Source organism: Fluviicola taffensis DSM 16823, from assembly GCF_000194605.1.
Lineage (GTDB): Bacteria > Bacteroidota > Bacteroidia > Flavobacteriales_D > Crocinitomicaceae > Fluviicola > Fluviicola taffensis.
On sequence record NC_015321.1, the window covers coordinates 2,129,939 to 2,154,491 of the forward strand.

The 24,553-nt window shown below is 35.7% G+C and carries 32 protein-coding genes; 29 read left to right on the forward strand and 3 right to left on the reverse strand.

The features are described from left to right. From FLUTA_RS09245 to FLUTA_RS09355, 23 genes are all read left to right on the forward strand, one after another. Positions 1-507: a hypothetical protein gene (locus FLUTA_RS09245; RefSeq protein WP_013686603.1), complete on the forward strand. Its 507-nt coding sequence runs from the start codon at positions 1-3 to the stop codon at positions 505-507. A gap of 25 nt (positions 508-532) precedes the next feature. Continuing rightward, positions 533-955 carry a hypothetical protein gene (locus tag FLUTA_RS09250; protein WP_013686604.1) on the forward strand — a complete coding sequence of 141 codons (423 nt, stop codon included), beginning with the start codon at positions 533-535 and terminating at the stop codon, positions 953-955. Then, positions 955-1,431 (forward strand): hypothetical protein, encoded by a 477-nt coding sequence (locus tag FLUTA_RS09255; RefSeq protein WP_013686605.1) that lies wholly within the window; start codon positions 955-957, stop codon positions 1,429-1,431. Before FLUTA_RS09250 ends, FLUTA_RS09255 begins: the two co-directional genes overlap by 1 nt. A gap of 25 nt (positions 1,432-1,456) precedes the next feature. Continuing rightward, complete coding sequence (locus tag FLUTA_RS09260) at positions 1,457-1,879, forward strand: hypothetical protein (protein WP_013686606.1); 423 nt, start codon at positions 1,457-1,459, stop codon at positions 1,877-1,879. Further along, positions 1,876-2,352, forward strand: coding sequence for a hypothetical protein (locus FLUTA_RS09265; protein ID WP_013686607.1), 477 nt, complete (start codon positions 1,876-1,878; stop codon positions 2,350-2,352). The genes FLUTA_RS09260 and FLUTA_RS09265 overlap by 4 nt, the downstream gene beginning before the upstream one ends. Before the next feature lie 26 nt (positions 2,353-2,378). Continuing rightward, entirely contained in the window at positions 2,379-2,801 is a 423-nt protein-coding gene (locus FLUTA_RS09270) for a hypothetical protein (RefSeq protein ID WP_013686608.1), read from the forward strand. Next, positions 2,801-3,277: a hypothetical protein gene (locus tag FLUTA_RS09275; protein ID WP_013686609.1), complete on the forward strand. Its 477-nt coding sequence runs from the start codon at positions 2,801-2,803 to the stop codon at positions 3,275-3,277. The genes FLUTA_RS09270 and FLUTA_RS09275 overlap by 1 nt, the downstream gene beginning before the upstream one ends. A gap of 27 nt (positions 3,278-3,304) precedes the next feature. Then, the gene (locus FLUTA_RS09280; protein ID WP_013686610.1) at positions 3,305-3,727 is read left to right on the forward strand and encodes a hypothetical protein; all 423 of its coding nucleotides are present in this window, start codon (positions 3,305-3,307) and stop codon (positions 3,725-3,727) included. Continuing rightward, a complete protein-coding gene (locus tag FLUTA_RS09285; RefSeq protein ID WP_013686611.1) occupies positions 3,727-4,203 on the forward strand; it encodes a hypothetical protein in 477 nt (158 codons plus the stop codon). The genes FLUTA_RS09280 and FLUTA_RS09285 overlap by 1 nt, the downstream gene beginning before the upstream one ends. 26 nt (positions 4,204-4,229) lie before the next feature. Continuing rightward, complete coding sequence (locus FLUTA_RS09290) at positions 4,230-4,649, forward strand: hypothetical protein (protein WP_148235417.1); 420 nt, start codon at positions 4,230-4,232, stop codon at positions 4,647-4,649. Further along, entirely contained in the window at positions 4,646-5,122 is a 477-nt protein-coding gene (locus FLUTA_RS09295) for a hypothetical protein (RefSeq protein WP_013686613.1), read from the forward strand. Before FLUTA_RS09290 ends, FLUTA_RS09295 begins: the two co-directional genes overlap by 4 nt. A 26-nt stretch (positions 5,123-5,148) precedes the next feature. Continuing rightward, the gene (locus tag FLUTA_RS09300; RefSeq protein ID WP_169312076.1) at positions 5,149-5,574 is read left to right on the forward strand and encodes a hypothetical protein; all 426 of its coding nucleotides are present in this window, start codon (positions 5,149-5,151) and stop codon (positions 5,572-5,574) included. After that, entirely contained in the window at positions 5,571-6,047 is a 477-nt protein-coding gene (locus tag FLUTA_RS09305; protein WP_013686615.1) for a hypothetical protein, read from the forward strand. Before FLUTA_RS09300 ends, FLUTA_RS09305 begins: the two co-directional genes overlap by 4 nt. A 26-nt stretch (positions 6,048-6,073) precedes the next feature. Then, the gene (locus FLUTA_RS09310; protein WP_013686616.1) at positions 6,074-6,496 is read left to right on the forward strand and encodes a hypothetical protein; all 423 of its coding nucleotides are present in this window, start codon (positions 6,074-6,076) and stop codon (positions 6,494-6,496) included. Continuing rightward, entirely contained in the window at positions 6,493-6,969 is a 477-nt protein-coding gene (locus FLUTA_RS09315) for a hypothetical protein (RefSeq protein WP_013686617.1), read from the forward strand. Before FLUTA_RS09310 ends, FLUTA_RS09315 begins: the two co-directional genes overlap by 4 nt. A 26-nt stretch (positions 6,970-6,995) precedes the next feature. Further along, entirely contained in the window at positions 6,996-7,484 is a 489-nt protein-coding gene (locus FLUTA_RS09320; protein ID WP_013686618.1) for a hypothetical protein, read from the forward strand. Then, positions 7,481-7,984 carry a hypothetical protein gene (locus tag FLUTA_RS09325; RefSeq protein ID WP_013686619.1) on the forward strand — a complete coding sequence of 168 codons (504 nt, stop codon included), beginning with the start codon at positions 7,481-7,483 and terminating at the stop codon, positions 7,982-7,984. Before FLUTA_RS09320 ends, FLUTA_RS09325 begins: the two co-directional genes overlap by 4 nt. Before the next feature lie 26 nt (positions 7,985-8,010). Further along, entirely contained in the window at positions 8,011-8,427 is a 417-nt protein-coding gene (locus FLUTA_RS09330) for a hypothetical protein (protein ID WP_013686620.1), read from the forward strand. Beyond that, on the forward strand, positions 8,427-8,903 hold the full coding sequence (locus FLUTA_RS09335; RefSeq protein WP_013686621.1) for a hypothetical protein: 477 nt from the start codon (positions 8,427-8,429) through the stop codon (positions 8,901-8,903). The genes FLUTA_RS09330 and FLUTA_RS09335 overlap by 1 nt, the downstream gene beginning before the upstream one ends. A gap of 124 nt (positions 8,904-9,027) precedes the next feature. Then, a complete protein-coding gene (gene rimP, locus FLUTA_RS09340) occupies positions 9,028-9,504 on the forward strand; it encodes a ribosome assembly cofactor RimP (protein WP_013686622.1) in 477 nt (158 codons plus the stop codon). A 6-nt stretch (positions 9,505-9,510) separates the two neighbouring features. Continuing rightward, a complete protein-coding gene (gene nusA, locus FLUTA_RS09345) occupies positions 9,511-10,746 on the forward strand; it encodes a transcription termination factor NusA (RefSeq protein WP_013686623.1) in 1,236 nt (411 codons plus the stop codon). 146 nt (positions 10,747-10,892) lie between these two features. Then, positions 10,893-13,775 (forward strand): translation initiation factor IF-2, encoded by a 2,883-nt coding sequence (gene infB / locus FLUTA_RS09350; protein WP_013686624.1) that lies wholly within the window; start codon positions 10,893-10,895, stop codon positions 13,773-13,775. A gap of 68 nt (positions 13,776-13,843) precedes the next feature. Next, positions 13,844-14,308: a hypothetical protein gene (locus FLUTA_RS09355; protein WP_013686625.1), complete on the forward strand. Its 465-nt coding sequence runs from the start codon at positions 13,844-13,846 to the stop codon at positions 14,306-14,308. A 48-nt stretch (positions 14,309-14,356) separates the two neighbouring features. Here FLUTA_RS09355 and FLUTA_RS09360 read toward each other — a convergent pair whose 3' ends face one another. The 3 genes from FLUTA_RS09360 to FLUTA_RS09370 form a co-directional block, all read right to left on the reverse strand. Continuing rightward, positions 14,357-14,806 (reverse strand): DUF4395 domain-containing protein, encoded by a 450-nt coding sequence (locus FLUTA_RS09360; RefSeq protein WP_013686626.1) that lies wholly within the window; start codon positions 14,804-14,806, stop codon positions 14,357-14,359. Further along, positions 14,803-15,441, reverse strand: coding sequence for a peroxiredoxin (locus FLUTA_RS09365; protein ID WP_218916793.1), 639 nt, complete (start codon positions 15,439-15,441; stop codon positions 14,803-14,805). Before FLUTA_RS09365 ends, FLUTA_RS09360 begins: the two co-directional genes overlap by 4 nt. 174 nt (positions 15,442-15,615) lie before the next feature. Continuing rightward, positions 15,616-17,439, reverse strand: a complete 1,824-nt coding sequence (locus tag FLUTA_RS09370) for a T9SS type A sorting domain-containing protein (protein WP_013686628.1) — start codon at positions 17,437-17,439, stop codon at positions 15,616-15,618. A gap of 378 nt (positions 17,440-17,817) precedes the next feature. Between FLUTA_RS09370 and FLUTA_RS09375 the strand changes: the two genes are divergently transcribed. From FLUTA_RS09375 to FLUTA_RS09400, 6 genes are all read left to right on the forward strand, one after another. Then, positions 17,818-19,068, forward strand: a complete 1,251-nt coding sequence (locus FLUTA_RS09375) for an LETM1 domain-containing protein (RefSeq protein WP_013686629.1) — start codon at positions 17,818-17,820, stop codon at positions 19,066-19,068. After that, positions 19,065-20,246 carry an acyltransferase family protein gene (locus FLUTA_RS09380; RefSeq protein ID WP_013686630.1) on the forward strand — a complete coding sequence of 394 codons (1,182 nt, stop codon included), beginning with the start codon at positions 19,065-19,067 and terminating at the stop codon, positions 20,244-20,246. Before FLUTA_RS09375 ends, FLUTA_RS09380 begins: the two co-directional genes overlap by 4 nt. A 23-nt stretch (positions 20,247-20,269) precedes the next feature. Beyond that, entirely contained in the window at positions 20,270-20,848 is a 579-nt protein-coding gene (locus FLUTA_RS09385) for a Crp/Fnr family transcriptional regulator (protein ID WP_013686631.1), read from the forward strand. Positions 20,849-20,993: 145 nt separating this feature from the next. Next, on the forward strand, positions 20,994-22,385 hold the full coding sequence (locus tag FLUTA_RS09390) for a TolC family protein (protein ID WP_013686632.1): 1,392 nt from the start codon (positions 20,994-20,996) through the stop codon (positions 22,383-22,385). A 7-nt stretch (positions 22,386-22,392) separates the two neighbouring features. Beyond that, positions 22,393-23,352 carry an HlyD family secretion protein gene (locus FLUTA_RS09395; RefSeq protein ID WP_013686633.1) on the forward strand — a complete coding sequence of 320 codons (960 nt, stop codon included), beginning with the start codon at positions 22,393-22,395 and terminating at the stop codon, positions 23,350-23,352. Between the two features lie 5 nt (positions 23,353-23,357). Continuing rightward, positions 23,358-24,542: an ABC transporter permease gene (locus FLUTA_RS09400; RefSeq protein ID WP_013686634.1), complete on the forward strand. Its 1,185-nt coding sequence runs from the start codon at positions 23,358-23,360 to the stop codon at positions 24,540-24,542. Positions 24,543-24,553 lie beyond the last annotated feature (11 nt).

Consider the following 24,553-nt stretch of genomic DNA (forward strand, 5'->3'; position numbering starts at 1 on the left):
ATGAAAGGTACATTATTGTTTTTTATCACCATTTTTATAATTTTTCTTACTTCCTGTAAAAAAGAAATAGGAAAAAAGGAGTATCTGCTTCAATTTGAATTTGAAAATGGCCATAAAACAGAGCTCACTGGTAAAATATTTGAGAAAAATAAAACCAACAAGAAATATAAGGCACAAATAGCTTACGGATATTCTATGCATTATATTGATGGAAAAGGATTATATTTTGATTTTGGTTACTCCAACACCACTATGATTCTAAAAACGGATGACCAAAAATTGATTGGCAACAGTTCCTGGACTTTCGGTAAAATTGAACCTGCCTTAGGGACAACAAGTTTTTCAGGAAACACATTTGGTGATCTCTATTTAGAAGGATCCTACACTCAAAAAGGCCGCGCATATTCAGTAGAAAATGGAACTTTTGAATTCTATTGGAGAAATGCTGAACCCTATGGAATGCAAGACACCATTCTGAAAGGGAAATGGACACTTAAGAGACTCTAGTTATTGAAACCGCTAATTTACTACTATGAAACAACACGCATTAAATTGGTTAAGCTTTAGTCTTGTTTTCTTCTTGATATTCTCCTGCAAAAAAAAGGATGATTTTTTACCCTTAAAAACGGGGAAGTATCAAGTCGATTATCAAGTTGTTCGTTCGAATGGAGATATTGATAATTATCAATTTACGGCTTATGGCCCAAAGTCTTCTGGTTACTATTATAAATTTATTATTAAAGCAACAGATTCTACAAATTTTAGCGGAGCTACATTGTCAACTTCAGAAAAACGTTTAAGGAGTGTGGCTTGGCTTGATTATACTGGAAACGTTATTGAAGGTGTCAAGATTACAGAATATGATTGCTCCGAAAATAATCTTACTATACATTACATATCATATCCATTGTTAGACACTATCTCAGGAACCATCATATTTAATTTAATAGAATAATGAAAAAAATATTTTACATATTCATTTGTTGTTTCCTAGTCTTGGCTTGTACCAAAGAGAATGGGAAGAAACCCTATGATTTTGCATTTGTATTTGAATCAGGAGACGAGTGGCATTTTGAATGGAAAATTTATGAAAAGCCCCGAAAGGATGATTATGATGATGAAGATTTATCACAAGACATTAATCTAAAGGACGGTCGAGGAATTTATTTGGAGAATGACAAGGTATTGATCAAAACAGAATCAAAAAAACTAATGGGTTCCTTTTTCATTGAAAAAACTGAAACCACTATATTTTCGGGAAATCAAACTGGTTCTTTTGAGGGTTATTTAACCGTTGAGGGTTCTTATGAGAAAAAGGGTCGAAAATTCATTGTAGAAGATGGAACATTTGAGTTTTTATGGACAAATGCAGAAGTTTATGGAATGCAAGACACCGTGCTGAAAGGCAAATGGACTTTGAAAAGACTCTAAATTATTGAAACCACATATTTCTGCTATGAAACAACACGTATTAAATTGGTTAAGCTTTAGTTTTATCTTATTGATCCTTTTTTCTTGTAAAAAAAGCGAGAATTTCATTGGGTTAAAGACAGGAAAGTATCAAGTGGAATATACTGTTAGACACCCTAATGGTAATGTAGATTATAAAGAATATACTGCATTCGGTCCAAGAATGTTGGTAGGCAAGTATGCTTTTGATATTAAAGCAACAGATTCAACTGATTTTTGCTTTGCTCAAATCTCATACAACCAAAATAAATTATCTTACTTGTATTTGATAGGTTGTTCCTCAACTAATTTGGATCTTAAAATAACTGACTATGATTATATTAATGATGATTTAACAATTCATTACAAAGCAAATCCATACTCAGACTCGACATCTGGAACTGTCATTTTTAATTTACTAGAAGAATGAAAAAGCTATTATACGTATTCATTTGTTGTCTACTTGTTTTGGGGTGTACCAAAGAGAATGGTAAGAGTATCTACGATTTTGCACTTGTCTTTGAATCTGGAGACGAATGGCATTATTATTGGCAAATTTATGAGAAACACCGAAAGGACCATTACGATCAAGAAGACTTGCCATACACAATAGCTTTGAAATCAGGGAGAGGAATTTATTTGGGTGATCACCGGGCATTATACAAGACCGAATCAAAAAAACTAATGGGTACATTTTTGATTTCCAAACCTGAAGGCACTTTGTTTTCAGGGAATCAAACAGGAATGTTTGAGGGTTTTCTAACCGTTGAAGGTTCTTATCAGAAAAAAGGCAGGAAATTCATTGTAGAAGATGGGAAGTTTGAGTTTTTATGGACCAATGCGGAAGCCTATGGCATGCAAGACACCGTTTTGAAAGGTAAATGGACTATGAAAAGACTCTAAATTATTGAAACCACATATTTACTACTATGAAACAACTCACATTAAATTGGTTAAGCTTTAGTCTTTTTTTCTTCCTGATATTCTCTTGTAAAAAAAAGGAGGATTTTCTGCCTTTAAAAACCGGGAAATATCGGGTAGATTATAAGGTGGTGCATCCAAATGGTACAATCGATACTTACCAATTTACGGCTTATGGACCTAGGACAACAGGCTATTATTATAAGTTTTCAATTAAAGTAACGGATACTACAAATTTTAAAAGAGCAACTTTATCTACAACAGAACGGAGAATTAAGGGCTTGGCTTGGCTTAATTACAATGAAACCTATGGAGAATCTGTTAAAATTACTGAATATGAGTGCTCTGAAGATAATCTTACTATGTATTTCACGTCTTATCAACCCACAGACTCTATTTCTGGAACTATCATCTTTAATTCAATAGAATAATGAAAAAGTTAGTATATCTCCTCATTTGTTGCTTATCAATTTGGGGTTGTTCAAAAGAGAATGGAAAAAAAACTTATGATTTCGCTCTTTTCTTTGAATCCGGAGACGAGTGGCATTATGAAAAGAAAATTTATGAGAAGTACAAAAAGTATTATGACCAGGATGAAAATTTAGATATTGATTTTGGATTAAAATATGGCCGTGCAATTTACCTTGAAGTTGGTCAAATATTTTATAAAACGGATGATAAAAAACTAATGGGTTCCTTTTTGATTGAAAAAACTCAAACCACCTTGTTTTCAGGGAATCAAACTGGTTCTTTCGAGGGTTTTCTAACCGTTGAGGGTTCATATCAGAAAAAAGGCAGGAAATTCATTGTAGAAGATGGGAAGTTTGAGTTTTTATGGACCAATGCGGAAGCTTATGGAATGCAAGATACCGTTTTAAAAGGCAAATGGACTATGAAAAGACTCTAAATTATTGAAACCACATAATTTACTACTATGAAACAATACACATTAAATTGGTTAAGCTTTAGTCTTTTTTTCTTCTTGATATTCTCTTGTAAAAAGAAGGATGATTTTTTACCCTTAAAATCAGGAAAGTATCTAATTGATTATCAAGTTGTTAAATCAAATGGAGATATTGATAATTATCAGTATACGGCTTATGGTCCAAAAACTTCAGGAGCTTATTATAAATTCATGATTAAAGCAACTGATTCAACAAATTTTAGCTTAGCCTCATTGTCAACTAGTGAACGGAAGTTAAAATCCATGGCTTGGATTAATTATTCAGGAAATGTGGATGTTAGTCGCAAAATCACAGAATATGATTGTTCTGAAAATAATCTCATAATTCATTACACTTCATTTCCATTATCTGACACCACCTCTGGAACCATCATCTTTACTTCAATAGAATAATGAAAAAGTTATTATACATATTCACTTTTAGTTTCCTTGTTTTTGGGTGTACCAAAGAGAATGGGAAGAAACCCTATAATTTTGCACTTTTCTTTGATTCAGGAGATGAGTGGCATTTTGAATGGAAAATTTATGAGAAGTACCGAAAGGATCATTACGATGATGAGGATCTGGCTCAAGATGTCACATTAAAACATGGACGAGCAATTTATTTGGAGAATGATAAAGTATTGATCAAAACAGAATCAAAAAAACTAATGGGTTCCTTTTTGATTGAAAAAACTCAAACCACCTTGTTTTCAGGGAATCAAACTGGTTCTTTCGAGGGTTTTCTAACAGTTGAGGGCTCTTATGAGAAAAAAGGCAGAAAATTTATCGTGGAAGATGGGAAGTTTGAGTTTTTATGGACCAATGCCGAAGCTTATGGAATGCAAGACACTGTGCTGAAAGGAAAATGGACTTTGAAACGGTTGTAGTTATAGAACCCACTAATTCAATGAAAATGAAACTACACATATCAAACTGGTTAAGCTTTAGTCTTTTTTTCTTCCTGATATTCTCTTGTAAAAAGAAGGATGATTTTTTACCCTTAAAAACGGGAAAGTATCAAGTCGATTATAAAGTTCTTCGTTCAAATGGAGATATTGATAATTATCAATATACGGCTTATGGTCCAAAAAACTTAGCATTAAAGTATCTGTTTGATATTAAATTAACAGATACTACAAATTTTTGTAATGTTTCAATCTCATATAATCAAAGAAAATTAAATAATTTCTTATGGACTATTTGTCCAAGCGGTACAGGGAAATCTCTTAAAATTACTTACTATGATTGTTCAGAGGAAAATCTTACAATCTATTATACTTCATCATCAGACACTACATCAGGAACAGTTATTTTTAATTTACTAGAAGAATGAAAAAGCTATTATACGTATTCATTTGTTGTCTACTTGTTTTGGGGTGTACCAAAGAGAATGGGAAGAGTATCTACGATTTTGCACTTGTCTTTGAATCTGGAGACGAATGGCATTATTATTGGCAAATTTATGAGAAACACCGAAAGGACGATTACGACCAGGAAGATTTACCTTATACTATTGCTTTGAAAGAAGGAACAGGAATTTATTTGGGTGATCATAGGGCATTATACAAAACAGAATCAAAAAAACTAATGGGCACCTTTTTTGTTACCAAACCTGAAGGCACTTTGTTTTCAGGGAATCAAACAGGAATGTTTGAGGGTTTTCTAACCGTTGAGGGCTCTTATGAGAAAAAAGGCAGGAAATTTATCGTGGAAGATGGGAGGTTTGAGTTTTTATGGACCAATGCCGAAGCTTATGGAATGCAAGACACTGTGCTGAAAGGAAAATGGACTTTGAAACGGTTGTAGTTATAGAACCCACTAATTCAATGAAAATGAAACTACACATATCAAACTGGTTAAGCTTTAGTCTTTTTTTCTTCCTGATATTCTCTTGTAAAAAGAAGGATGATTTTTTACCCTTAAAAACTGGGAAGTATCAGATTGAACAAACCGCAATAGATCAGAATGGTAATATTAATGTGTTTAATTATATAGCTTATGGTCCAAAAAGAATGAAAGGCGATTATAATTTTGATATTAAATTGACAGATTCCACCAATTTTTGTAGAGCGTCATTTTATGCATCAGAGCAGACACTTTTAGGAATAGATTTAATCACTTGTTTATCAGGGCTTTCAACTTCATATAAAATTACTTACTATGATTGTTCAGAGGATAATCTTACAATTTATTACAAAGCAAATCCATACTCAGACTCGACATCTGGAACTGTCATTTTTAATTTACTAGAAGAATGAAAAAGTTATTATACATATTCACTTTTAGTTTCCTTGTTTTTGGGTGTACCAAAGAGAATGGGAAGAAACCCTATAATTTTGCACTTTTCTTTGATTCAGGAGATGAGTGGCATTTTGAATGGAAAATTTATGAGAAGTACCGAAAGGATCATTACGATGATGAGGATCTGGCTCAAGATGTCACATTAAAACATGGACGAGCAATTTATTTGGAGAATGATAAAGTATTGATCAAAACAGAATCAAAAAAACTAATGGGTTCCTTTTTGATTGAAAAAACTCAAACCACCTTGTTTTCAGGGAATCAAACAGGAATGTTTGAGGGTTTTCTAACAGTTGAGGGCTCTTATGAGAAAAAAGGCAGAAAATTTATCGTGGAAGATGGGAAGTTTGAGTTTTTATGGACCAATGCCGAAGCTTATGGAATGCAAGACACCGTTTTAAAAGGCAAATGGACCATGAAGCGACTCTAAATTATTGAAACCACATATTTACTACTATGAAACAACACACATTAAATTGGATAAGCTTTAGTCTTTTTTTCTTCTTGATATTCTCTTGTAAAAAAAGCGAGAATTTCATTGGGTTAAAGACAGGAAAGTATCAAGTGGAATATACTGTTAGACACCCTAATGGTAATGTAGATTATAAAGAATATACTGCATTCGGTCCAAGAATGTTGGTAGGCAAGTATGCTTTTGATATTAAAGCAACAGATTCAACTGATTTTTGCTTTGCTCAAATCTCATACAACCAAAATAAATTATCTTACTTGTATTTGATAGGTTGTTCCTCAACTAATTTGGATCTTAAAATAACTGACTATGATTATATTAATGATGATTTAACAATTCATTACAAAGCAAATCCATACTCAGACTCGACATCTGGAACTGTCATTTTTAATTTACTAGAAGAATGAAAAAGCTATTATACGTATTCATTTGTTGCTTCTTTGTTTTGGGTTGTACCAAAGAGAATGGGAAGAGTATCTACGATTTTGCACTTGTCTTTGAATCTGGAGATGAGTGGCACTATTATTGGCAAATTTATGAGAAACACCGAAAGGACGATTACGACCAGGAAGATTTACCTTATACTATTGCTTTGAAAGAAGGAACAGGAATTTATTTGGGTGATCATAGGGCATTATACAAAACAGAATCAAAAAAACTAATGGGCACATTTTTGATTTCCAAACCTGAAGGCACTTTGTTTTCAGGGAATCAAACAGGAATGTTTGAGGGTTATTTAACCGTTGAGGGTTCATATCAGAAAAAAGGCAGGAAATTCATTGTAGAAGATGGGAAGTTTGAGTTTTTATGGACCAATGCGGAAGCTTATGGAATGCAAGATACCGTTTTAAAAGGCAAATGGACTATGAAAAGACTCTAAATTATTGAAACCAGTTATATACTATTATGAAACAACACATATTAAATTGGATAAGTTGCCTTTTTTTAGCCCTTTTCATCCTTTCATGCAAAAAAAATAAAGGAGCTTTGGCAGACATGAAAAAGGGTAAGTACGAAATGATTAATATTCGGACATTCTCCAATGGACAAAAAGACACCATAAATTGTATTGTATATGGACCACGAATTTTGAAATATCATCATTATTTTTCACCCGAAATAGGAGATGACCTTGTAGACGAAATAGATATTAATATAAATAGACGAGTAATGTTTGCGGGAGGCTCTTTTCCAAAAGGAGTCGAATCTTGGAGTATTCGTTTTTACTCAAATGCTTTTTCCTCACCGGGGTATTTTGGTGGTTCTGTAGATTCGTATGATATGCAGGAGTCTGAATTAGTAATAAACTATTCTGCTACGACTACCAATTATACTAGCTTACAAGAGGAAATAGTGTATACAGGATCTGTTAAATTTAACTGGATTGAATTATGAAAAGAATATTTTCACTAGCTCTCTTAGCTATTTCATTGTTAACCACTATCAGTTCATGCAAGAAGGAAAATGCAAGAAAGCCATATCTATTCCGGTTAGAATTTGATTCTGGAGATGTTTGGGAAGAAGAATGCTACCTTTTTGAAAAACATAAACAAAACAAACGTTACAAGAATAGTGGAGTTGAGAAAGTGGTCGATTTGAAACACTCCAAAGATGCAATTTATACAGATGTACTAAAAGGAGAAACAGTTCTTTATAAAGTCAATGGTAGAACTTTAATTGGAGTAAGTAATGTTATTATGAGTGTTTCTAATTTTGCCATTCTAAACCATCAAAGTGGATTGATGCTAGGAAAAATCGAATTAGAAGGTTCATATAAACAAGAATTCAGAAAATATACAGTGGAGAATGGAAAATTTGAATTTCAATTACAAGGAGGCTTGTTCAGTCTTCCAGACACGATTTTAAAAGGCAAATGGACTATGAAAAGACTCTAAATTATTGAAACCACATATTTACTAATATGAAACAATACACATTAAATTGGTTAAGCTTTAGTCTTTTTGTCTTCTTGATATTCTCTTGTAAAAAGAAGGATGATTTTCTTCCCTTAAAAACGGGGAAGTATAAAGTCGATTATAAAGTTCTTCGTTCAAATGGAGATATTGATGATTATCAATATACGGCTTATGGTCCAAAAACTTCAGGCGCTTATTATAAATTCACAGTTAAAGCAACAGATTCTACAAATTTTAGTGGAGCTACATTGTCAACTAGTGAAAGAAAATTAAAATCCATGGTTTGGATCTATTATTCGGGAGCAGCAGGTAAAAGCCATAAAATTATTTCTTATGATTGTTCAGAGGAAAACCTCACAATTTCCTATACTTCATCATTAGACACCACTTCAGGAACCATCATATTTAATTTAATAGAATAATGAAAAAACTATTATACATATTCATTTGCTGTCTACTTGTTTTGAGGTGTACCAAAGAGAATGGGAAGAAACCCTATGATTTTGCACTTGTATTTGAATCCGGAGATGAATGGCATTATCAATATAAAATGTATGAAAAATACCGAAAGGATCATTACGATGATGAGGATCTGGCTCAAGATGTCACATTAAAACATGGACGAGCAATTTATTTGGAAAATGATAAAGTATTGATCAAAACAGAATCAAAAAAACTAATGGGTTCCTTTTTGATTGAAAAAACTCAAACCACCTTGTTTTCAGCGAATCAAACTGGTTCTTTCGAGGGTTTTCTAACAGTTGGGGGCTCTTATGAGAAAAAAGGCAGGAAATTTATCGTGGAAGATGGGAAGTTTGAGTTTTTATGGACCAATGCGGAAGTTTATGGAATGCAAGACACCGTTTTGAAAGGCAAATGGACTTTAAAACGCAAATAGGATTTGACCAACAGTAAATTAACGCATCTTAATTTTTGCTAGTTAATAAAAAATACCTATATTTGCATCACATTTAAGTAAAACACACAAATGAGGGGACGCAAGTCCCCTCTTTTTATCTCATATGATTTCAAAACAAACAGTAAAAGAATTAGCAGAAGAACGAATCAAAGAGCGCGATGAACGGTTGTTTATTGTGGAATTGACGATTAGCTCAACCAATGTGATTCGTTTGGAATTGGATAAAACGGAAGGAAACGTTTCAATCGAAGATTGTATGTCGGTTTCACGAAACATTGAACACAACTTGGATCGCGAAGATGCCGATTTTGAATTGAGTGTTTCGTCTGCAGGATTAGATAAACCGTTGCGTGTGCATGCCCAATATGTGAAGAACATTGGTCGTGGCTTGGATGTGAAATTGAAATCAAAAGAAAAAGTAACGGGAACGTTGATTTCTGTTGATGAAACTGGAGTTGTTTTGCAGCATGAAGAAAAGCAAGCAATCGAAGGGAAAAAGAAAAAGGAACTGGTGGTGATCGAAAATAAGATCGCATTTTCAGATATAAACGAAGCAAAAATTGTTATTTCATTTAAATAAGAAGCTATGAACAGCTTGGAACTAGTAGAATCGTTTTCCGAGTTCAAAGAACTCAAAAGCATCGACAAACAAACGATGCAACACGTGTTGGAAGACGTATTCCGTGCGATGTTGAAGAAAAAATTCAACACTGATGAGCACATCGATGTGATTGTAAACATTGATAAAGGAGACGTTCAGATTTTCGTGAACAAAGAAATTGTTGCTGATGGTGAAGTAGAGGATCAGAATACGGAGATCGCTTATTCGGATGCAATTAAAATTGAGCCGGATTTCGAAATCGGTGAGGAAGTATCCGAAGAATTCCGTTTCAATGACTTCGGTCGTAGAAATATCTTGTCGCTTCGTCAGAATTTGATTTCTCGTATCCTTGAATTGGAGAAAGACCATTTATACAAGAAATACAAAGAGCGTATTGGTGAAATCATCACCGGTGAGGTGTACCAAGTTTGGAAGAAAGAAATTATGGTATTGGATGATGAAAACAATGAGTTGATTCTTCCAAAATCAGAACAAATTCCTTCAGATTACTTCAAGAAAGGTGAATCTATTCGTGCAGTTGTTTCAAAAGTAGACATGCGCAATAGCTCACCAGTAATTATTCTTTCTCGTATCGCACCAGAATTCTTGGAGCGTTTGTTCGAGTTGGAAGTTCCTGAAGTATTCGACGGATTGATTACAATCAAACGCATCGTTCGTGAACCAGGAGAAAGAGCAAAAGTTGCCGTTGAATCGTACGATGATCGTATTGATCCAGTTGGAGCTTGTGTGGGAATGAAAGGTTCTCGTATTCATGGAATCGTTCGTGAGTTACGCAATGAAAACATCGATGTAATCAATTTCACAAGCAACCCGAAATTGTTTATTCAGCGTGCATTGTCTCCAGCGAAAATTACCAATATTGAAATTGATGAAGAACAAAAACGTGCAAGCGTGTTCTTGAAACCAGATCAAGTTTCTTTGGCAATTGGAAAAGGAGGATACAACATTCGTTTGGCAGGTAAATTAACAGGATTTGAAATAGATGTCTTCAGAGATGGAGAGTCTGACAACGAAGATGTTGATTTAGAAGAATTTGCAGACGAAATCGACAGCTGGATTTTGGACGAATTGAAAGCAGTTGGTTGTGATACAGCGAAATCTGTATTGGAATTAACAGTGGCAGATTTAGTACAACGTACAGATTTAGAAGAAGAAACAGTACAAGAAGTGTTGCGTATTCTTCGCTCAGAATTTGAATGATAGACTGAAGTGAAATCGGTCGGGCAAAAAATACCTGACCGATTTTTAGGTATATCTGACCAACACTAACTATCTTTACAAAGCAAAAACTGTTCATCTTGTTCGTATTGACGGGTGAACATTAATTAAAAAGAAGCAAATAATATATGTCTGGTAAAACACAGCGTTTAGGAAAAGCAGCAGGAGAGTTGAATGTAGGAGTCACTACGATTGTCGAGTTTTTGGCATCGAAGGGGAAAGCTATTGACTCCAATCCAAATACGAAGTTGGATCCGGAGCAGTATGACATGTTGCGCACTCAATTTGCCGCAGACCAAAATTTAAAGGAGCAATCCAAAATGACGGTGGTTAAAAGAGAAAAGCGTGAGACGATTACCCTACGCGACATCAAAGATGACTCTAAGTCTAATGAGGACGATGAGAATTTTGATGACTCCGTGTCTGAACAACCAAAAGCACAGCCTGTTGTTACTCCAAAAGTTGAAACTCCAAAGGTAGAAGAGAAAGTAGAAGTTATTCCTACGCCAACTCCTGAGCCAGTAGTGGAGGTTACACCTGTTGTTGAGAAACCAGTGGAAGAGAAACCAAAAGTAGTGGTGGAAGAGCCCGTAGCTCAACCTACGAATGATGGTGGAATTCAGGTAATTGGTAGAATCGACTTAGATAAGTTGAATACCAAAACAAGACCGGATAAACGCAAGAAAGAAGATGGACCAATTGATAAAAGCGATTATCCAAAACCAGTTGTTGCGCCAGTCGTTCCTGTAAAAGAGGAAGTAAAAGCGAAGGAAACACCAGCTGCTCCTGAAGCTCCAAAAGAAATAGAAACAATTCGTGTTGATCGCACAAAATTATCTGGACCAACGGTTCTTGGTAAAATTGAATTACCTGTTGAAAAACCAAAATCTGTTGGTTCTTCTCGCCCAGGTGACGACCGTAAGAAAAGAAAACGCATTAAGAAGGATGGTCCTGCAACTCCAGGACAAGCAGGTGGAAACAACCAAAACCGTCCAGGTGGAGGTCCAGGTCAAGGCGGTGGAAATCGTCCTGGCGGACAAGGTGGTTTCAACCGTGGACCAGGAAATAACTTCAGAAAAGGGCCAGTTACGGATAAGCCGGCAGCTTCTGAACAAGATATCCAAAAAGAAGTAAAAGATACATTGGCTCGTTTATCTTCTCAAGGAGGTAAGTCGAAAGCTTCTAAGAATCGTCGTGCAAAACGAGATGATCGTGCGCAACGTCGTGAAATAGAACAACTAGAGGCTGAAATGCAAGAGAAAATCTTGAAATTAACCGAATTCGTAACTGTTTCCGAGTTAGCGTCAATGATGAATGTTTCCCCAACACAAGTTATTTCGGCTTGTATGTCATTGGGAATTTTTGCTTCAATCAACCAACGTTTGGATGCTGAAACGATTCAAATCGTTGCGGAAGAATTTGGATTTGAAACAGAATTCGTTTCTGCAGATGTTCAGGAAGCAATTCCAGAAGTAGAAGATAAAGAGGAAGACTTAATTGATCGTCCACCAATCATTACGGTGATGGGTCACGTCGATCATGGTAAAACATCCTTGTTAGATAAAATCCGTAATGCAAACGTAACCGCGGGTGAAGCTGGTGGAATTACACAGCATATCGGTGCATATTCAGTTACTTTGAAAGACAATCGCAAGATGACTTTCTTAGATACTCCGGGTCACGAAGCCTTTACAGCGATGCGTGCTCGTGGTGCTCAAGTAACGGATGTTGCTATTATTATCGTTGCTGCAGATGATGACGTGATGCCTCAAACAAAAGAAGCAATCTCGCATGCTCAAGCTGCAAACGTACCAATGGTATTTGCAATCAATAAAATTGATAAACCGGGTGCAAACCCAGATAAAATACGCGAACAACTTTCTGCTATGAATATCTTAGTAGAAGAATGGGGTGGAAAATACCAATGTCAAGAGATTTCTGCAAAACAGAATTTGAATATTGACGACTTGTTGGATAAAGTATTGTTAGAAGCAGAAATTTTGCACCTACGTGCTAATCCAAACAAGAATGCAGTTGGTACTGTAATTGAATCTTCTTTGGATAAAGGAAAAGGATATGTTACAAACATGTTGGTTCATGCTGGAACAATGAAAATTGGTGATATTGTATTGGTGGGACGTAACTACGGTCGTGTTCGTGCAATGCATGATGAACATGGAGTTGCTTTGAAAGAAGCAGGACCATCTCAACCAGTTTCTGTTTTAGGAATCAATGGTGCGCCATCTGCAGGAGATACATTCCACATTATGGATGACGAACGCGAAGCGAAAACAATTGCTACCAAACGTGAGCAGTTATACCGTGAGCAAGGTCTTCGTACAAACAAACACATTACTTTGGATGAGATCGGTCGTCGTTTGGCTATCGGAGATTTCAAAGAGTTGAACTTGATTGTGAAAGGTGACGTGGATGGATCTATTGAAGCATTATCAGATTCCTTGTTGAGACTTTCTACGGAAGAAATTCAAGTGAATATCGTTCACAAAGGAGTTGGAGCAATTACCGAAGCCGATGTAAACTTAGCTTCTGCATCTGATGCAATCGTGATTGGATTCCAGGTTAGACCTTCAGTTGCTGCACGTAAATTGGCAGAACAAGAACAAATCGATATCCGATTGTATTCTGTAATCTACAAAGCAATCGATGAGTTGAAAGCTGCAATGGAAGGAATGTTATCTCCAGATATCGAAGAGAAGGTATTGGGTACGGCAGAAATTCGCGAAACGTTCGACATTACGAAAGTGGGTACGATTGCAGGATGTTATGTAACAGATGGTCTCATCAAACGGACGTCTAAAATCCGTGTTATTCGTGATGGAATTGTCATTCACACAGGTGTTCTTGGATCATTGAAACGATTCAAAGACGATGTGAAAGAAGTGAAAAACAATTACGAATGTGGTTTGAACATCGATAAATTCAACGATATCAAAATTGGCGATTTAGTTGAAGCATACGAAGAAGTAGAAGTTGCTAGAAAATTAGCATAATTACGTATAAATAATTGATAACCCTGGCTTCTGAAAAGATGTCAGGGTTTTTTTATAAAAGAATGTTTATGAAGCCAAAAAAGAGTGTTGTTCTAAGTGTTTTACTCGCTTTTTTGATTGCATTGGTGGTTCCGTTTTTGGTGTACAATCAAATTGCAAAAGACATTCCCATTTCAAACTGGAGACCTGGAATCTATGTGCAGATACTTTTCCCTACACTCTTTTTATTTCCAGCAACTTATGTTCTTTTTCTTCTGAAAACAATTGAGATTAATCAGGATGTTTGGACAGTTCGCTATCTTTTTCCTCGCAGAGAACTCCATTTTAGTAAGTGTGAAATCGTGGAGATTAAAAAGCATCAGTACAAGACTTACAAGTACCGAATTGAAGTAACCACATTTACGATTCAATTAAGAAATTCCAAATCACTTAAGATTTCTTCTAATGAGATAAATGATTTTGATTATCTGGAAAGAATTCTAAACAAATCTGACTATAAAGCATTGACAGTTAAAAATAAAAAGACCGTGTAATCCTAAAATTGCACGGTCTTTTTGTTGACAATAACTTTGTTTGAAAGATTATACCAATCGAAAACGGGTAAGTTGTTGGTAAAGTATACACCCAACACAAATCCCAAATCCTCCTTCTAAAGTGGCAAAAAGCAGTAATAATCCTCCAATAATAGTTGCCAAAACGGAAAGTTTTAGAAACAATAAAATTGAAAAAATGCTCATTACCACGAAGCCAATTGTTGCCGCAAATTTTTTCGGAGCTTCGTTTGTTGCTTTATATCCCAACTTGAAATGAGTGACTAATTTTTGAGCACTGTATCGCAAAGCAGACCATTGACCAAATCCAAATGCGCGGAGCCCAAAATCAATGGCTAACAAAACAGCGATGATTGGATTTTGAAAAAATAAGGCAGCCGAACCAATAAAGATGACTTGCATGGCAATCGTACGAATCACAATTTCATTGACTTGCTTGTCGTTGATAGGACAACTGATTCCTACTTCTTCTTTCATCATAGATTTGGTTGAGGAGTTAAACGCAAATATGGTTTCACCTCCGTAAATCCTTTCGGAAATTTTGCAGGAATATCTTCCGTTTTGATTGCTGGAACCACAACGACATCTTCTCCTTGCTTCCAATCTGCTGGAGTTGCGACACTATAATTTGCCGTTAACTGTAATGAATCCAATACGCGCAAAATCTCTTGAAAATTCCGCCCAGTTGATGCTGGATAGGTTATGATTAGTTTGACTGTTTTATCAGGTGCAATGATAAACAAGGAACGAACGGTTAATGTCGCTGAAGCATTCGGGTGAATCATGTCATACAGTTCAGCAATTTTGCGATCTTCATCTGCAACAATGGGAAAATTCACCTGCGTATTTTGTGTTTCATTGATATCCTTAATCCATTCGTGATGCGAAGCAACGCCATCTACCGATAATGCAAGAACTTTTGTGTTTCGAGCAATAAACTCATTGGTTAATTTTGCAGTGGTTCCTAATTCGGTGGTGCAAACAGGTGTAAAATCTGCCGGATGAGAAAACAAAACTCCCCAAGAATTTCCTAAAAATTCATGTAAGCTTAATTTTCCAATGCTTGTTTCTGCGGTAAAGTCGGGTGCTGTGTCGCCAAGTCTTAATGCCATAATGTGTAAATTTAATCTATATAATACGCTTAATCTATCGAATAAGTAGACAAATATAATTTATCAATAATGAATATCAACCGAATTCGATATTTTTAACAACTAATCAATAGAATATTAAGAAAAACAAAAAAGGGCTCAAAATCATTTTTGAGCCCTTGAAAAGTAAAGTGAATCCTATTTTTTCACAATCTGACGAACAAAATTTTCTCCGTTGATTTTTCCTTTTAACAGATAAGTTCCATTTGAAATTTTGGATAGATTAATCGTTAGTTCTTTTGTTGAGCAATCATGGATTGATTCTAGAACTTGACCAGCAAGTGTAACAATCGTTAATTCATTTAATGTAATTTGCTCATTAAATTGAAGTGTAACTTCGTTTTCAGTAGGATTTGGAAATAGTTCAAAAGAATAAGATGTTTCTTCTAAACCTACGGTTGAAGCTGTAAAAGTTTTACAAGCAGTTCGGCTAACACAACCATTGTTATTAATCCAAACACGATAACTACCATTCGAACTTGGATTGAATGTTGATGCTGTAGCGCCCTGAATGGTTGTACCGTCGCATGTTTGCCAAATATATTCACCTCCAGAAATAGAAGGAGTGATACTTAAACTATTTCCAGTTTGAACAATTTGAGCATTCTGATTGGTGCACATTTTTAACTTAAAAACGGTCAAATCTTTATACCCACCCGCAAACGGATCAAGGATTACATCCCAATCTCCCCATTCATCGGAAAATTCACCAGCCGCAAATACTTCTCCACTAGCGTTCGCATATACACCTTTGGCGGCATCATCATATTGACCACCAAATTGGTAAGCCCATTGAGGCATCCCTGCAGAATTTGTTTTTACAATCATTGCATCCATCCAACCATAAGTAGGATAACCAACACCATTAATCTGAATGGTATTTCGGTATTCAAGCGCTAGATAAACATTTCCTGTTGCATCGGCAAAAATACCATGGGCCATATCACTACTTCCATTACTTGAAAGATGTTTAGCCCAAGTTACCGTTCCAGACGAATTTGTTTTCATATAGAAAATATTTTCTGCTCCACCACTGACGTAAGTAGCTGCCTCAAAGTTCGCAGTGCCTTGAAAATTACCACATAAATAAACATTCCCACTTGCATCTAAGGTCATATCACCTAAGAAGTCCGAATCTGATCCTCCCCACTGCTTTACCCATTGTTGAACACCGGAAGCGTTTAATTTAGTCAGAAAAATATCCGAGGAACCACTATAAGATGAAAGACCTGCAAAAGCAGAATTTCCCGAAAACGATCCAGCAACATAAACTTCACTAGTGCTGTTAACATCAATTTTTATAGCATAACCACCTATTGCACTTGCCCAAATGAGAGTCCCACTTGGATTAAATTTACATATATATTGACCAGCAGAAAGCGGAGTACCGTCAATAGTTACATTGCTTCCAAAAATGGTACTCAGATAAATATTGCCAGATGCATCAGCTTTAATTGCTCGACCATCACTAGACTGGGTGGTATTAAATACTTTAGCCCAAAGAAAATTCCCATTTGGATCAATTTTTCCTATGAAGCTAAATGATTCATTACTACTGATATTCATCGTTGTGCTTCCAAAATTATATGTGTAGAATCCATTATGATGAAGGGTTCCTGTAATGTAAATATTACCACTTGCATCAGTAGAAACACTTGGAAGAGCAACTGTGATCGGAATTTCTTTAGCCCAAAGGATTTGCCCGTTAGGGCTTGTTTTTGATACATAAAATAGATTTCCAGTCATTAGGGTTGTAGAGCCAAAAATGGCAGTTCCAGTAATATAACCAGCTGTGATAATATTGCCACTCGCATCTGCGGTCATATCAGTTGTGTAATCATCAGGAGTATTTGAAGCACCGCAATGCGTAGCCCATTCCATTGCCGCAGGAGCTGAGTATTGTGAATAAATAGAATAGGATGAGATGCAACCTAATAAAAGAAGTAAAATTTTTGTTTTCATATTTAAGTAAAAAATTGGTTAATCCGTTCAAAATTAATAAATAGTGTAATAACCTGAATTAGTTTATTAAAACAAAGTCAAAATTAATTAAATGACTTGTGGACAAGGCAGATTTTATAAGAGATAACGAGTTATCGCGTTAAAACCTAAGGCAGTAAACGAGTTCTTTAATGAACTAAAATAAGATTATTTCGTCTATAAACAGGAATCCACTTCCCCTTTTCAATTCGAAATATCTCGATATTCCGAATTGAAAAATTTCGTATCTCACTATTTATAACCGTTTTGACAAAGTTTGAATAATTGAACTCAGGTTAATAATTCGATAGTCAAAATGGATAATTAAAATCGGACATTATAATTGCTTAACTTTATCCCATGATTGCTCCAGGTTCGAAAGGATGGATTGCTAAGTACTTACAGCTGATAGAATCAGGTGAATTATCTATTGACTTGAAGAAGCCAACGGATTTAACACGAGCAGAATTCAATCATTACACCCTTTCACTTACTGGAATTATCTTTGGCTATCCGTCTAAATTATTGTTTGGAAAAGAGTGGGATACTTCCAAATGGACACACGATGAGCAACTGACCGTTTTGTTATTTGAATCACTTTTGTTTACGCATTATAATATTCAAGGAAAAGCAAAACTCGATTCAACTGAATTTTTGAATGATTTGAATGTTTTTTACAAGAAACACCGCGTTCAATCTCTGTCTTCTGTACTTACTTTTTTCTTGAAAGAGAGTGCTTCTGAAAGAATTGAGCGAATTCTAGAAAAGCGTACAGATGTTCCGAAAAACCTCACCAGCACAAAGTCATGGATGAGTTATTTCAATAATTCGTTCATTTATTTGGATGTTATTCTATTTGAAGATTTCCTAAGAAATAAAAAAGTGCAAACGCTCGATTATCAGAAGTTAGCGCTTTTGGCACTTGGAATAATTACAATTTCTGCCAATTCGGATGGTCAGATTCAAGAGCATGAAAAGAATTTATTCACCACTTTTTTACTTTCAGCGGATTTAGATTCTGATGAAAAAGAATTGGCAAAATTGCGTTTTAAGCAAGGAATAAGTTTGAATGAGCTGAGTTCAGATATGGTTGATTCCTGGAATTTTAAGCGTTATTTATTGGATCTTTCTGTTCTGACAATGCACATGAATCAAAGCTCTAGTGAATCGGATCATGAGACTTTATTGGCTTTAAAAGAATGGATGCATTCTTCGGAACGTGACTTGGACGAAGCAATTTATTGTACGGATCAGTTCTTATTGGAAAATAACCAGCGAGTTTCTTACCTGAATGATACAAACTCTATGGAATTGATGCTTGATTCAGTTTCGAAACGCTGGATTAAGATCTTAGGAAGAAATAAAGATAAATTGGCGCAAGAAATTAAGCAGAGTAAAGAGTTGGTTTTCTTGATTCGCAAATCTGCTTCCGAAGAACTTTCCAAAGAAGAAAAGGAAAAAGTGAAAACACAATTTATGGACATTGTGAAATCGATGCCAGCTTTAGCTATTTTTCTATTACCTGGTGGAGCGTTACTTTTACTGATTGTTTTGAAGATTATCCCCAATTTGGTGCCATCTGCATTTAAAGATAATGAGTTAGAAGAGTGAGAGATTTCAAAGCAATTTCTCATTTCAAAGGCTTGAATACCCTGCGATTTTTTGCTGCTTTTTTAGTAGTAATTCATCATGCTGAATCTTTGCGAAAAGACCATGAATTGGGACATTTGAAAGGAATTGGAATTTTCGAAAACGGGCAACACGCCGTGAGTTTTTTCTTCGTTTTAAGTGGTTTTTTAATCACTTATTTGTTGTTGAAAGAACGAGAAGTGAAGAAGGATATTTCGATTAAGCAATTCTATATCAAACGTGTTTTTCGTATTTGGCCTTTGTATTTTTTAATGGTGATTATCGGTGCAATCATCCAGCCTTATTTCATCGAATGGTTCAATATTCCCTATAAAATGCCCTATACTTTTGGCGAAACATGGTATTATTTCGTATTTTTTGTACCAGGATTGGTCAATTTATTTTTTGGAAGCAACTTGTTAGAGCCATTGTGGTCTATTGGAGTAGAAGAGGTTTTCTATTTGATTTGGGCGCCCTTATTCAAATGGTTGAAGAAGCACGTTTTGAAATTAATTCTTGGTGTAATTGCTTTTAAATTGATTTTAATCTGTCTCAATACATTTGTAATCAATCAGTATACCAATGATCTTGTTCCCAAAGTTTTGAGTTATCTGATTCGCATTCACCAATTTGAAGCGATGGCAATTGGAGGATTGGGTGCTTATCTGGTTTTCAATCATGGAAGTAAAATCAATAAATCTGTTCTTTACAGCATTCCAACACAACTTTTTTTCTATTCCTTGATTTTGGTTTTTATCTTTTTTGGAGCGAATATTCATTCGAATATTTGGTATTTCTTCTTTGAGAATCCAATTGTTTCAGCCATTATTCCAAATGCGTTATTCTTGTATTTAATCATCGGAGTATCGGTCGTAGATCGCAATTTATTCACACTTGAAAACCGGGTATTTTCTTACCTCGGAGAAATTTCTTACGGTATTTATATGTTCCACTTATTGATTCTTTCTCAGATTATTGAATTATTGAAAGGCTTTGTTGCAGGTTCTGGAATGGTTTGGGAAACCCTTTTCTATTATGGAGTTTCGCTTCCATTGATTATTGGAATTTGTGCGCTTTCAAAACGGACTTTGGAGGCTTACTTTGAAAAGAAGAAACAAAAAGTACTTCGACGAATGAAAGAATCGAATCATTCAATTTGATATCTTTAATTCAAAAATCTAGCTTGGACTCAAAACTACGTTATTTCTTAAGTGAATTTCAGCTCTCGGAAGAAGAGGTGAATTTGGTCTGTGGACTAGCTGCAGGGAAAGAATATAAAGCCCATGAAGTTTTTTTTCAGGCAGATCGGGTGTTCGATTATTTCTTATTTATAGAAGAAGGAATGATTCGATCCTATCGAATCGTGGATGGAAATGATTTCACCTATTCCTTTTTTCTTCCAGGTGAAATTTGTGTTGATTTTCAAAGTTACCTCCAAGGGATTCAAAGTAATCATTATTTTGAAACTTTGGTTTCGACTCGTGTATTTCGGATTGAAAAGAAAAAGATAGAAGCTTTGTTTAATGAGTATCCCAGAATTGAACGGATTGCTCGGGAAATGGCTGAAAAAGCCTATATCAAGGCAGTTGAGCGATTGAAAGAATTTCAGACAGAGAGTTTGGAAACCCGTTATTTGCGTTTGATTGAAAATCAGGAAGAATTGTTCAAAGCTGCTCCTTTGCAGCACATTGCTTCCTATTTGGGAGTAAAACCTCAGAGTTTGAGCCGTATTCGGGCAAAAATCGTCAATAAGTTTTATTAGCTGGATTCTCTAAATATCAGAGAGGATTAGGTGATTAATAAGTTTTTTCCGCAACTACAATTTTCAGGTAAAAGTGCATTACTTCACATAGGTGAATTTTTACCCGTTTTGTCTGATCTACATTTGTTTCATCAATTCATAGAAGATGAAACAGAATATATGGAAAGTGGGACTGATTGTGATGCAGGTATTAATTTTGCCTCAAGCTTTTTCTCAAACACCTCCCACATTAAAAGAAATACTCGACAGCGCTTTGGTCATTGATCACACAATTCAAAATAGCGAATTAAGCGTTGAATTGTCGAAGATTGATCAGGAGAGAATCAAAGATGCTTACATGCCGAGATTGGAGATAGATGCGAAAGGTGGTTATTTGTATTCGGCGTTTAATCTAACATCCCCTGCATTCGCACTCCCCAGTTTGGGATTGGCTTTACCTGAGCACACCAATAATTATCAGCTGAGCTCATTTGTGGTAACAACCAATGCAAAAGCCTCTATTTTGCTTTATGGCGGTGGCGAAGTTTCCAACATGAAAAAAGCGAACCAAGCAAAGATTAATGCTCAAACGGTTTTACTGGAAAAAGACAAACAGGAAGTTCTGAGTCAGACTTTAACAGCTTATGATCAGCTGGGAATGCTGAAAGAAGTTAAAAAGGTATTGGATGGTGCTGAAAAACGCCTTCAGGAGAACAAAAATACTGCTGAAAAAGCTTATTCCTATGGAATTATTACGGCTTATGAGCTAAAAAAAATAGAATTGGCTCAATCCCAACTTCAGTCAAAACAAAGGGAATATGAAGGTAAAAGACGTTTGGTTCTGCTTCAATTGCACGTTTTGACTCATATTGAAATGAGTCGTCTGGAGCTACTGGATGTGAATCTGGCAACCATCGCGGCGGAAAAACAACAATCCGTAACCAACAAACCAGAATTACAAGCTTTGACTTATTCCATCGAAGCATATCAATACAAATTGAAAGCAGCAAAAACCTGGTGGGTTCCTAAAGTAGGAGCTTCTGCTTCCTTGGGTTATGCAGGTTTGCTGAATGGAAACATTCAAAGTAAAGATCCGATGATGATGACAGGAGAGCCGTTAGATTATCGGTTCAATAACCTCAATGTTTTTCCTTTGGTAAATGCGGGAATCGGTTTGAAATGGAATGTGTTTGATGGCCGAGAAGGAATTTCTTCCGTCAAAAAAGCAAAAATCGATTTGAAAATTGCTCAAAATAATCAGCAGGATGCTCAGGAGAAACTAGATCTCAATCTGCAAAAAAACGAAATTGAAATGCAAATTTCAGAGGATCAGCTGGCCGAAAAAGACAAATCCAGAGAAATTGCTAGAAATGCCATGAATCAGGCAAGCGAAGAATTCAAGACAGGATTAATCAAATCCACCCAATTAATAGAAGCAGAGAATGACTTGCAGCAGGCAGAAATGGAGTATGCCCAGGCCATTTTCAACCAACGCAGAACTTCAGTAACTTACCTGAAAGCAGCAGGAAATTTGACACTAGAAAAAATCGGAAAATAAGACGAATATGAAAACACAAATCAATATAGCAATTGCAGCATCCCTTATCGTTGGATTAACAGGATGTTCTGAAAATACAAGCCGACCAGTCGAAGGCAAAATCAAGCGAAAAATCATCTCGTTTACACCAAAAGTAACTGGACGGGTTCTGAAAATTTACGTCGAAGAAGGAGATATCGTACAGCCTGGAGATACACTAGCAATGCTTGACGTTCCAGAAGTAGATGCAAAATTGAAACAAGTTTCCGGAGTGGTAAAAGCTGCGACAGCTCAAAATACAATGGCAAACAATGGAGCAACAAGCAATCAGCGTAAACAACTGAAAGCGAAGTATGCCGCTGCAAGCGAACAATTTCAATTTGCGGAGAAGTCGTATAATCGTGCAAAAGCAATGTTTGATGATGGCTTGATGGCACCACAAAATTATGATGAGGTATTTGTGAAATATCAAGCATCAAAAGCACAACTGGATGCCGTTACCGCTGAGTTGAATGAAGTGGAAAAAGGAGTTCGTTTCGAAACCAAAGATGCAACTTTTGGACAAAAAGAACAAGCTTTGGGAGCTTTGGAAGAAGTAGAGATTGCTTATTCCGAAAAGTACATTATTGCAACAAATACCATGCAGATAGAAACGATTAGTCTGAATGAAGGAGAGTTGGCAACTGCTGGATATGCGTTGTTTAACGGATATATTCCTGCATCCACTTATTTCCGAATGACCATTCCAGAAAGTGAAATCGGGCAATACAAGATCGGTCAGGAACTTACTTTAATGATTCCTTACAACAAGCAATCAGTGAAAGGAAAAATCCGCATCATTAAACAATTGAGTCGTTATGCAGATATTACTGCAGCATACCCTGATTATCAGTTGGAAGATGCAATTTACGAATTGAAGATTATTCCAAATCAAACAAATCAATTGACTGATTTATTGGTTAATGCAACCGTAATCCTTGAAAAATAAGCGATATGAAAGTAATTCAAAATTGGTTTGGTTTATTGAAACGCGAATTTGGACGGTTTTTAAGAAATAAAACATTGTTATCCGTCTTTTTCTTAGCTCCAATTATTTATGCTGTTTTGCTGGCATTTGTTTATCAGGAAGGAAAGGTCACGGAAATTCCAATTATTGTGGTTGATAAAGATGCCACTCCTTTAAGCGCCCAAGTAATCGAAATGCTTCAGGATAATGAAGGTATTCAGGTTGAAAAACAAGTATTTGAGCTCAAAGACATTAAGAAAGAAATGATTCGAAACTCTGCTGCTGCAGTGATTGTTATTCCAGATCGTTTTGAAGCAGATATTTTACAGACACGATATCCTGAAATTCAGATTTTTTGTAATACGTCTAATATTTTGACAGCCAATTTTGCTAGTAAATCCATTCAGCAGTCGTTAGGAACTTTTGCAGTGGGGACAGAAGTCAAAGCTTTGCAGAAAAGAGGAATGTCGTATTCACAGGCGATGACGAAATACGAACCTTTCAAACAGAATTACCAGAAAGTGTTCAATAAAACAGGCAATTATTTCACTTTTATGTGGCCAGCAATGTTGGCAGTGGTATTGCAGCAGGTTATTTTGCTGGCAATGGCAGTGAGTTTTTCAACGGAATTTGAAGAGAAAACGTTCAACTCTGAATTGATGGACGGAAGACGATTTGCAATTGGTGCAATCCTGATTAAGAATATTCCGATTTGGTTCTTTTCAGTAATAATTATCGGATTTTTCTACCTGTTTCATTTGCTTTTCAACGCACCAGTTCCTAGTCAGGTTTCAAGCTTTGTTGTTATCACAGGTTTTTTCGTAGTTGCTGTTTCATTGTTGGGAACCGTGGTGAGTATGTTGATTCCAAATGCATTGAAAGCAACTCAGATTCTAATGATTATTGCATCTCCTAGTTTTATTATAGGCGGTTATACCTGGCCGCTCGAAGCAATGCCCCAGGGAATTCAATTTTTTGCCTCCATTATTCCGCTAACACCCTTTTTAAATTCATTCAAAATTCTATTGATTGAAGGAGGTGAATTAGCAGATTGTGTGAAAGATCTTTCAACAATGGGAATTCAAATACTGGTGTATGGAATTTTAAGCCTCCTTCTAATCAAATGGAGAATGTATAAATCCAAATCTCTAGTTGCGAAAGAAGAAAAGTAGCAAAAAATGGG